This is a genomic window from Labrenzia sp. 011, assembly GCF_003075075.1.
Taxonomy (GTDB): domain Bacteria; phylum Pseudomonadota; class Alphaproteobacteria; order Rhizobiales; family Stappiaceae; genus Roseibium.
Window position 1 is genome coordinate 99,523 of the sequence record NZ_QCYM01000016.1, and the last position, 10,140, is coordinate 109,662.

10 protein-coding genes and 3 pseudogenes are annotated in these 10,140 nt (G+C 56.0%); 12 read left to right on the forward strand and 1 reads right to left on the reverse strand.

Going from position 1 to position 10,140, the window contains the following annotated elements:
- Window positions 1-131: 131 nt before the first annotated feature.
- From DCO57_RS16675 to DCO57_RS16695, 6 genes and pseudogenes are all read left to right on the forward strand, one after another.
- Window positions 132-472 (forward strand): annotated as a pseudogene (locus DCO57_RS16675) (transposase); the annotation flags it as partial.
- Window positions 457-603: a hypothetical protein gene (locus tag DCO57_RS23570; RefSeq protein ID WP_165814761.1), complete on the forward strand. Its 147-nt coding sequence runs from the start codon at window positions 457-459 to the stop codon at window positions 601-603. The pseudogene DCO57_RS16675 and the gene DCO57_RS23570, both read left to right, overlap by 16 nt.
- Window positions 603-1,478 (forward strand): NAD(P)-dependent oxidoreductase, encoded by an 876-nt coding sequence (locus DCO57_RS16680; RefSeq protein ID WP_116700033.1) that lies wholly within the window; start codon window positions 603-605, stop codon window positions 1,476-1,478. Before DCO57_RS23570 ends, DCO57_RS16680 begins: the two co-directional genes overlap by 1 nt.
- Window positions 1,475-2,197 carry a ThuA domain-containing protein gene (locus DCO57_RS16685; protein WP_116700034.1) on the forward strand — a complete coding sequence of 241 codons (723 nt, stop codon included), beginning with the start codon at window positions 1,475-1,477 and terminating at the stop codon, window positions 2,195-2,197. Before DCO57_RS16680 ends, DCO57_RS16685 begins: the two co-directional genes overlap by 4 nt.
- Before the next feature lie 323 nt (window positions 2,198-2,520).
- Window positions 2,521-2,985, forward strand: a pseudogene (locus DCO57_RS16690) (DDE-type integrase/transposase/recombinase); the annotation flags it as partial.
- A 59-nt stretch (window positions 2,986-3,044) separates the two neighbouring features.
- Window positions 3,045-3,578, forward strand: a pseudogene (locus DCO57_RS16695) (IS6 family transposase); the annotation flags it as partial.
- Window positions 3,579-3,711: 133 nt separating this feature from the next.
- Here DCO57_RS16695 and DCO57_RS16700 read toward each other — a convergent pair.
- Entirely contained in the window at window positions 3,712-4,431 is a 720-nt protein-coding gene (locus DCO57_RS16700; RefSeq protein WP_116700036.1) for a GntR family transcriptional regulator, read from the reverse strand.
- A 279-nt stretch (window positions 4,432-4,710) separates the two neighbouring features.
- On the opposite strand from DCO57_RS16700, the gene DCO57_RS16705 reads away from it, so the two are divergent.
- The 6 genes from DCO57_RS16705 to DCO57_RS23330 form a co-directional block, all read left to right on the forward strand.
- Window positions 4,711-5,703, forward strand: a complete 993-nt coding sequence (locus DCO57_RS16705; RefSeq protein WP_116700037.1) for an ABC transporter ATP-binding protein — start codon at window positions 4,711-4,713, stop codon at window positions 5,701-5,703.
- A 66-nt stretch (window positions 5,704-5,769) separates the two neighbouring features.
- Window positions 5,770-7,062, forward strand: coding sequence for an extracellular solute-binding protein (locus tag DCO57_RS16710; protein ID WP_116700038.1), 1,293 nt, complete (start codon window positions 5,770-5,772; stop codon window positions 7,060-7,062).
- 83 nt (window positions 7,063-7,145) lie between these two features.
- The gene (locus tag DCO57_RS16715) at window positions 7,146-8,024 is read left to right on the forward strand and encodes an ABC transporter permease (RefSeq protein ID WP_116700039.1); all 879 of its coding nucleotides are present in this window, start codon (window positions 7,146-7,148) and stop codon (window positions 8,022-8,024) included.
- A 3-nt stretch (window positions 8,025-8,027) separates the two neighbouring features.
- Entirely contained in the window at window positions 8,028-8,867 is an 840-nt protein-coding gene (locus tag DCO57_RS16720) for an ABC transporter permease (protein ID WP_116700040.1), read from the forward strand.
- An 11-nt stretch (window positions 8,868-8,878) separates the two neighbouring features.
- Window positions 8,879-9,565 carry an aspartate/glutamate racemase family protein gene (locus DCO57_RS16725; protein WP_116700056.1) on the forward strand — a complete coding sequence of 229 codons (687 nt, stop codon included), beginning with the start codon at window positions 8,879-8,881 and terminating at the stop codon, window positions 9,563-9,565.
- Between the two features lie 352 nt (window positions 9,566-9,917).
- Window positions 9,918-10,140 (forward strand): hypothetical protein (locus DCO57_RS23330; protein WP_133192694.1); only part of this gene is annotated, 223 nt, incomplete at its 3' end.

Here is a 10,140-nt window from a genome sequence, read left to right on the forward strand (position 1 = left end):
AATAGCCCCGCGGGGATTGCCAACTTGTTGATCTGGTTTCGGTTTGGTTGATCGCGGCTTTGGTGCATGAATAAGAATTCAATGATTTCTGCTTATTCGGTTGCGATCGAAACCAACTTGATTGGTCCAGCATGCCGTATAAACATAACGCCAGTCGCCGCCATCACATCGGCAAGATGAAGTTCAAGGTAACGAACTGGGCGGAGTATGAGGTGGGCCTTCGCCGCCGCGGTAGTTGACCCTTTGGATGACGCCGGAAGCTTTGGCGGGCTGGACTGCCCCGCATCGCAAGACGCGTGGAGGCCAGCCGCTTTACTCTGATCTGGCCATTGAGACGACGTTGATGCTGGGTATGGCATTCGGCCTGCGACTGCGCCAAAGCGAAGGTCTTTTAAGTTCGGTGCTTGCGCTGATGGGACTGGATCTGCCTGTGCCCGATCACACGACACTCAGTCGGTGGGCAAGAACCTGGATGCCATCTGTCGAGCGACGGGCTGCGCCAGATGCACCGCTGAGATCATCCGGACCTTCACCTCCGACGAGGTGACGGAAGACAATCTCATCCAGGCGATTTCCGGCATCATTCCCGACAAGGTGGCCTGATGCGGGTCGGATTTGGGGGACTTGGCCGGATGGGCGTGCGCATGGCCGCCAATCTGGCCCGAGCGGGAAACGAGGTCATCGCCTGGAACCGGACGGCGGAAAAGGCGGAGTCCTTCGCCAGTGCACACGGTGCCTCCAGCGCGGCAACGCCCCGCGCGCTCGCCGAACAATCGGACGTGGTCATATCGATGCTGGCGGACGACGACGCCGTCGATGCAGTCTACTCCGGTCCGGACGGGTTCCTGAAGGCGGCCGGCGGCGCAAAGGTCTTCGCCGAAATGGGCACCATCTCTGTCCGGAAAACCCTGGAGCTCCATGAAGTCATGACGGCCTCCGGACTCCAGTTCGTCGATGCGCCGGTCTCCGGGGCAACCCAGGCAGCTGAAGCCGCACAGCTGCTGATCATGGCGGGCGCCGCGGCCGGCAGCACGCCGGACCTCGAACCGTTGTTCGAAGATATGGGCAAACGGACGATCTGGCTGGGCAAAGCCGGCGCAGGCGCCGCCATGAAACTCGGCGTCAACATGCTGATCCACGGACTCAATCAGACCCTTGCTGAAGCTTTGTCGCTCACGACTGCAGCGGGGATCGATCCGGAAGCCGCCTACGAGGTACTGGAGAACTCCGCCGTCGCCGCCCCCGTCCTTTCCTACCGCAAGGGGCTCTACCTCGATGAAGCTGCCCACGATATCAGCTTCACCGTGGCGCTTGCCCGCAAGGATGTTGGTCTTGCGCTCGACCTTGCCCGCGCCAGCGGCGTGGTGATGCCCCAGGCGGAGCTCAACCAGGCGGTCCTGAAGGCCGCCGGCGACGCCGGCTACGACGCACGCGACATGGCGTCCATCCTGTCATTTGTGAAAAGAGGTCTGAAATGAAAGCAGTGCTTTTTGTCGGCGGCTGGGAAGGCCATACACCGACAGCTTTCAGCGACTGGTACGAAGCGCTCCTGAAGGACAACGGCTTTGACGTCGATGTCTACGACACGATGGAGCCGCTGGAGCGGCCGGACGACCTCGCGGACGTCGACCTGATCACGCCGATCTGGTCCTCAGCGCGCTCCGGACATCAACAGGAATTCGGCAACATGACCAAGGCACAGGAGGACGGGCTTCTGAAACTGGTTGCCAATGGCTGCGGCCTTGCCGGCTGGCACGGTCACATGGGCGATGCCTTCCGTGACCGCCCCACCTACCATTTCCTGATTGGTGGCCAGTTCGTCGCGCATCCACCCGGCTGGCCAGACAATCTGCAGCCCCGTGAGGACTACATCGACTACGACGTCACCATCTGCCGACCTGCCGACCCGATCGTCCGGGGCATAAAGAGTTTCCGGCTGAAGACCGAGCAGTATTTCATGCTGACCGATCCCTCCAACGAAGTCCTGGCAACGACGACCTTTTCCGGCGACCACCTGTGGTGGATCGAGGGCACGGTCATTCCGGTGGTCTGGAAACGACGCTGGGACAACGGCCGCGTCTTTTACTGTTCGATCGGTCATGAGCTGGACGACCTCAAGGTGCCACAAGTGACGGAAATCATTCGCCGCGGGGCACTTTGGGCTGCTGAGGGAAAGGCACTTGCTGTCGGGAGTTAAACTCTTCATCGCTCTGATCGGCAATACGTCAGCGAACCATCTGCAGCAGCGTGCCTTGCTCGACGGCATCACGAGACGATTGACAAAAGAGGCGGCCGTCTACCGCTCAGTCCAAGTCAATATGGTGAACGATTGTTTGAAACTACTGGGGGCGCCGACCGTAACGCGGAAAGTCAGAAGGTCTGCGCACGACATTGCCAACGTATGTTGGTCGGTCAGCAGGGTATCTCAAATTAGCTGACGACGAACACATAGCGAACGTTTGTCCGAAGTGGTGTGGGTTGATGGCATCGGAACGGTGATGATGATGGCGCCTCGCCCCAGCCGACATCAGCTATATCCCGATGCGCCGGGGCTTCCTGTACCTCGTGGCGGTCATGGACTGGCATAGCCGGAAAGTTCTGAGCTGGCGGCTGTCGAACAGCATGGATGCCGGGTTCTGCGTCGAGGCACTGAAGGAGGCGCTGGCCAGATACGGCCCGCCCGAGATATTCAACTCCGACCAGGGCTCGCAATTCACCAGCATCGACTTCACTGACGTGCTGCACGACGCGAAGGTGAAGATCCCGAAGGACGGTTGCGGGTGCTGGATCGATAATCGGATGATCGAGCGCTTCTGGCGGTCCCTAAACTACCTGAACGCTTTCGAGACCGGCTCTGAAGCCCGTGAGGGAATAGGCGCCTGGATCACTTGTTACAATGAGAGGCGCCCGCACTCATCGCACGGGCTGCTGACTCCAGACGAGGCCTATGATAGCCAAGGCCCAGACCTGAAGATTGCCGCCTGAAACGAAACCCATGCTATAGCTTGGCCCGGCGGAAAACTGGTCGAAATTCCAGGACCACCTCTGTGGACCATGCAACACTGAACTGCTGGGTCGTTCGGTACAGCCCGGCAATCGATGCAAAGGCCAAAGCCAGAAAGCGGCCGGTTTGTTCCTTCTGGATAATAGATGAGACCTACATCAAGGTCCGGGACAAATGGGTTTATCTCTACCGGGCCGTCGACAAGCACGGAGATACGGTCGATTTCATGCTGTCAGAAACCCGTGATGAAGCGGCAGCCACGGCCTTCCTCGACAAGTCTATCGGAAACATTGGTTTTCCCGAGAAGGTTGTGTTGGACAAGAGCGACGCCAATCTGGCAGGGCTGATAAACATCAATATCCACCTGCTTGTCCTTGGTTTCTGGTGGTCCTTCATCGACATCCTTCAGGTCAAATACCTGAACAACATTGTCGAACAGGACCACCGGTTCATCAGGAAGCTGACCTGGCCGATGATGGGCTTTAAAGCGTTCCATTCGGCAAGTGCGACCCTGGACGGAATTGAAACAGCGCACATAATCCGAAAGGGACAACTGAACAGGCCGAGTGCCTTCGGCGCGGTTTGTAGAAGCCATTGATATATTCGAAGATGGCAATTTCAGCTTCGCGGCGACACGCCCCTTTGTTCTGGTCGTTTGGATGTGGGCCGGCGAAATTGTTTTGAAAAGTCATGCAATTACATGACCGTCATCCGGCCCGAAGGATATCCTTTAATGACTTGTCCTGCTGTTGAGCTTCAACGAGGTTTAATCCTGAATGAAGGTCGATCAGATGGCTTTTCTGGATTTCCTCTGCTGCGTCGCCGTCATGGTCGGCGAATGCCTTTAACAGGGCATGGTGCGAGTGGCTTTCGCAGGCTGTGTCAGGCCGCTGCCAGTACATTGCGATGATCAGGGAGGAGCGGGAAATCAGCGAGCGGACCATGTTGGCCAAAACCTGCTGATCGGCAATGTCGGCAATTGCAGTGTGAAACGCCCCCGACAGGGAGAGGGCCTTTCCCATGTCTCCGGCATGAAGAGCCTCATGCTCGGCATCTATATGTGCCCGCAAGCGCTCCAGATCCGTTTCCGAGATGGATTTTGCTGCCATGCGTGCGACACGCGGTTCAATGAGGGCCCGCGCTTCAAAGATCTCATGGGCTTCGCGAATGCTCGGCTTTGCAACAAATGCTCCCCGGTTTTTGGCGATCTTGACCAAGCCGGAATGTGCCAAGGCCTGCAGCGCAGCTCGCACCACCGTTCGGCTGGTGCCGTAAATTTCACCAACTTCATCTTCAGACAGTTTTGTTCCCGGCGCGAGCCGATGTTCCAGGATGGCTGTGTGGAGTTTCAGGCAAATGTCGAGTGTGCGCCCTGGAGGGAGCTGGAACAAATCGTGGAGGCGATGGGTGTCTTTTTTGTCGGGCATTGTCTATCGTTCTGCAGGCTCAATTTGGCGCCGGGTCCTGGTGCAGGGTTATCATATCCCGGTTGCCCGGAGACACAATCTTAATTGTATACAATAATTATACATAATGTATTCGATATGATTATAAATTGTGCACTTAATTGTGCACTTAAAAGGCCCGTCATGCTGTTGGATTGACCGATCTCTTCCAAAAACGGCTGAAAACCGGGAAAAGACCAACTTGGCACGGTGATTGCGTTAGAGCTGGCGAAATTGTCAGTCGATCCGAGACCCGAGCCTATGACCAACCCACTTGACCTGGAACTTGTCGCGACCACCAAGCGGTACAATGAAACCGTAGCCGTGGATGCCATCAATCACACTTTCAAGTCAGGAACCTATTCGTGCCTGCTCGGTCCATCGGGGTGCGGAAAATCCTCGACATTGCGGATGATTGCCGGGCACGAACAAGTCAGTGACGGCGACATCCTTCTGGGCAGTGCAAACATCACGGATTTGCCGCCGGCCGGGCGTGGCACGGCTATGATGTTTCAAAACTATGCCTTGTTCCCGCATATCAGCGTTGTCGACAATGTTGCCTTTTCCTTGAAAATGAAGGGTGTCGACAAACCTGCGCGCCGGAAGCGGGCAATGGAACTGCTTGATCTTGTCGACATGGTGCCATTTGCCGACCGGCTTCCCGATCAACTGTCGGGGGGACAGCAACAACGTGTCGCGCTGGCGCGCGCCCTGATCACCGAGCCGTCCGTTCTTCTTCTCGATGAACCGCTCTCTGCGCTCGATCCTTTCCTGCGCATAAAGATGCGTCTGGAGCTGAAACGCTTGCAGCGTGAACTCGCGATCTCGTTCATTCACGTAACCCATTCGCAAGACGAAGCTCTGGCCCTGGCGGATGACATCATTGTCATGAATGGCGGTAAAATCGAGCAGGCGGGTTCGCCGCGTGAGGTCTTCAATGCGCCGACGACCGAGTTTGTTGCCAAGTTCATCGGTGGTCATAACGTTCTGAAAGTTGGCGACGCCTCCGTAGCTGTCAGGGCGGACAAACTGGATGTCCGCCGTCAGCCTGGCGAAGGCGGCGCAATGCTGACCGCTGCTGTCAAGGACGTCGAATATCTGGGCTCTTCGGTGAATTTGGCGCTTGATGCAGGCAGCGCAGGTGAACTGACTGCGGCCTTGTCCGACACCGCCTTCTTCACAGACCCAATTGAAATCGGCTCCACCGTCTTCCTTGCCTGGAAGCCGGAGGATGCCCATGCGTTGGCGGCTTAAGCCGTCTGGAATGCCGGCAGGGGACGCCGGAACAAAATCCTTCTCAGGGAACAGGAGCAGATAATCATGACCAAGCAGCTAGACACCAAAGGCCTAAGCCGTCGCAGCATCTTGAAAGGTGGCGCCGCCGCCGCTGGTGCCGCTATCGGTTCGGGCGCGGTGACCGGATTTCCGACCATCTGGGCGCAAAACATCAAGGATGTGACACTGCGCCAGTTTGGTACCGGTGTTTCCAACATCAACGAAGTCGCCGCCAAGGTGAAAGAAGACCTGGGTTTCACGCTTGAGATGACGGCGCTCGACAGTGACAGCGTGACCCAGCGCGCCGCTACCCAGCCGAAATCCTTCGACATCGCCGACATTGAATACTGGATCTGCAAGAAGGTCTGGGGTGCCGGCAACATGCAGGCAATGGACACCTCGAAGATCAAGAATTACGACAAGATCGTCGGCATATTCAAAAGCGGCAAACTGACCCCTGAAAGCGTTATCGCACAGGGAACTGCTCCGCATACCGTTGGCTTTACATCAGGCCCGAACGGCAAGGACTTTGTTGCCGAGGAATCCGGCTGGATGACATTGATCCCGACCATCTACAACGCCGATACGCTTGGAATCCGCCCGGATCTCATCGGTCGTCCGATTGATAGCTGGGCCGAGTTGCTGAACCCGGAATTCAAGGGCAAGGCCTCTATTCTCGACATCTCCTCTATCGGCATCATGGACATGGCGATGGTTGTCGAAGCGATGGGTGAATACAAATACCCGGACAAAGGCAACATGACCAAAGAAGAGATCGACATGACGCTCGGTATCTTCACGGAAGCCAAGAAAAATGGCCAGTTCCGCGCCTTCTGGAAATCCTTCGACGAGAGTGTCAACCTGATGGCATCCGGCGAAGTGGTCATTCAGTCCATGTGGTCTCCGGCAATCACGGCCGTGCGTTCGAAGGGCATTCCTTGTGTCTATCAGCCGCTGAAAGAAGGCTACCGTTCGTGGGGCGGCGGTCTTGGTCTTTCCAAGAACCTCTCCGGTCTCGAACTGGACGCAGCTTATGAGTACATCAACTGGTATCTCGATGGCTGGGTCGGCGGCTTCCTGATGCGTCAGGGCTATTATTCCGCTGTACCGGAAACCTCAAAGAACTTCATGTCTGAAGACGAGTGGGGCTACTGGTTCGAGGGCAAGGCAGCTAAGAACGACATCAAGAACCCATTTGGCGATGTCATGGAAAAAGCCGGCGCCGTTCGCGATGGCGGCTCCTTCTACGACCGTATGGGTTCTGTTGCCTGCTGGAACGCAGTTATGGACGAAAACCGTTACATGGTTCGCAAGTGGAACGAGTTCATCGCTGCCTGACGGCAGCATAGAGAACTCCGACCATCCCTGTCCGGCGGGCTGCCGGGCAGGGGCACCACTCCTTTCCGGGCAGGCCTGACCACATGACGAAGACAAAGAAGATTGACCCGTCGAAACGCGCCGAGCGCATCAGTTGGATGCTGGTGACACCACTGAGCTGCGTTCTTGGGTTCTTTCTGTTGTTGCCGATCCTGACCATCGTGACGGTCAGCTTCTGGGACTTCAACGAGTGGTCGTTCTTTCCCGATTTCATCCTCGACAATTACGTTTACCACCTGACATCAGCTGTGACGTGGGCGACTTACCTGAAAACACTGAAGTTCATGGTCCTGACCTGGATTTTTTGTGCAGGTGTCGGGTTCACCGTGGCCTATTTTCTGGCCTTTCACGTTCGCTCCCTACCGGTTCAAGTTGCGCTGTTTCTGGTATGCACCATTCCGTTCTGGACCTCGAACATCATCCGGATGATCTCCTGGATTCCATTTCTGGGGCGCAACGGCATCGCCAACTCCAGCCTGATCAGTCTTGGTGTCATTGACGAGCCCCTGGAATGGTTGCTCTATTCCGATTTCGCCGTGGTGCTCGCCTTTGTGCACCTATACGCGCTGTTCATGGTCGTGCCGATCTTCAACACCATGATGCGGATAGACAAATCCCTGATTGAAGCAGCGAGGGATGCGGGTGCAAGTGGCCTTCAGGTCCTGACCAATGTCATTATCCCTCTGGCCAAACCCGGCATCATGATCGGATCGATCTTCGTCGTGACTTTGGTGATGGGGGATTTCATTACCGTACGCCACATGTCGGGCGGGCAAAGCGCGTCCGTTGGCCGGATCATTTCCAACGAGATCGCGCTTTTGCAGTATCCGGCAGCCGCCGCCTCATCCGTGGTGCTTCTGTGCACCGTCCTTCTGATGATTGGCGTCATGATGCGCTTTGTCGACATTCGCAAGGAGCTTTGATCCATGGAACCCCGGTCGCGCTCCTTCTATGTTCTTTCCGCCTTCTTCGCGCTCTTTGTGATCTTTCTGTATGGCCCGGTGATCACAATCGGCATCCTGTCCTTTCAGGGGCCCAAGGGTGGATTGACCTTTCCGATGAACGGCGTCTCGCTGCACTGGTTTTATGATTTGTTCGAGCAGCAGGCGGTCGGAGACATCTGGGGGTCTTTCCGGCGTTCCTTCGCCCTTGGATTGATGGTCATGAGCGTGACGGTGGTTCTTTCCGTAATGGGTGGCATGGCGTTCCGGCGGAAATTTCGCGGGTCCTCCATGCTGTTCTACCTGATCATTGCAAGCCTGATCGTTCCATCAATCCTGGTCTCGCTCGGTGTCGGCCTGATTTTCAACATTCTGGATCTGGAAGTGCACTGGGCGACATCAGGCTTTGGGTCTCAGTTGACCTGGACATTGCCGTTTGGGCTTTTGATCATGTTCGCGGTCTTCAACCGCTTCGACAAATCCTATGAGGAAGCGGCCCGTGACCTGGGCGCCACGCCCTGGCAAACTGTTCGCCATGTGGTTCTGCCGATCATTGCCCCGATGTTGATCGGTGTGGCCCTGTTCGGCTTCACGCTGTCTTACGATGAATTCGCTCGAACACTTCTGACGGCAGGTTCCTACAACACATTGCCCTTGGAAATCTTCGGCATGACGACCAATGTGACCTCACCCGTGCTCTATGCCTTGGGTACGCTGACCACGGTCTTCTCATTCTTCATCATCGGTACGTTCCTGACCATTGTTGTTTTCATGCGCAAACGTCAGGCAAAGAGCGGCACTGATGCCGGTTCGGGCCTGGTATGAGCAGGCCCGAGATGGGAAAAGATAGACACATACTGGTCATCAACCCCAACACCACCGCTTCGATGACAGAAAAAATCAGGCAGGCCGCCCGTGCCGCAGCCGGTCCGGATATCCAGATTACAGCGGTCAATCCGGAGGCCGGCCCGGCAGCCATTCAAGGACCGGAAGACGGGTGGGCTGCACTCCCGGGTCTCTATCGGCTCGTCGACGACTGGCTTGCTGGTCCCCGGAATGTGGATGCTATCATCATTGCATGTTTTGATGACACAGGGCTGTGGGAGCTCAAGCAACGATGTCCTGTCCCGGTTCTGGGCATTGGAGAGGCGGCTTATCACATGGCGTCATTAAGTGCTGTGCGGTTTTCGGTGGTGACGACGCTGTCGGTATCCATTCCCGTTCTGGAGGGCAATTTGCGTCAGATCGGTTTGATGGCGCGATGCGCGAAGGTTCGCGCCTCGGAAGTCCCGGTCCTCGCCCTGGAAGAAAATGGCATTGCAGGGCGATCAAGGATCGAGGCAGAAATCACGGCGGCCCTGGCAGAAGACAACATAGGCGCCATTGCGCTTGGCTGCGCCGGAATGACGGATCTGGCCGAGGACCTCTGTGATAAATTCAAGATCCCCATCATTGACGGCGTCGCCGCCGCAGTTAAATTAATCGAAGCCCTTCCAATGCGCTACACTGCGCCTGCGCCTTGATTAGTACCCTTGTATCACCTGCTGAACATCATGTGTTGCCGCATACCGGGTTTTAGTAGTCGCTGAAATTCCCAGCCTGTGGAACCAATGGCATTCTTGAACCGTGCTCCCATCCCATCCCATCCATCAAATGTCACACATGATGCAACGCTCCGGCGACAAGGCTAATTATTTGGGGATGATTACCCAGCGAGAACACGCTTACGACGCGTGTAAAATACCTGTCTCAAATACATAGATTGCGCGTTCTACGCGGATACCCCATGCAGAAAACCTGCGTATTTACGAATACTATTGCGATAGGATTTTGCGCAATTTAATCTACCTATGGATGCATTTGAGGAGCCGCGTCATGGAAATAGATTTCAAGGTATGGGACACAACTCTTAGAACCTTAGCAATCTTTGCAGGTATCTACATTATCTACTACTCACCAAAGATCTATCAGTTGCAAGATCGCTCATCCCCATTAACAGCGGCAGCTACGTTTCTGTTTTTTGGGACGGTGCTCACCGCATCTGCGGTTTGGGCTCAAGTAACCCTCTCGGTGGATGGTGATGGTCTAAAAGCAGAAC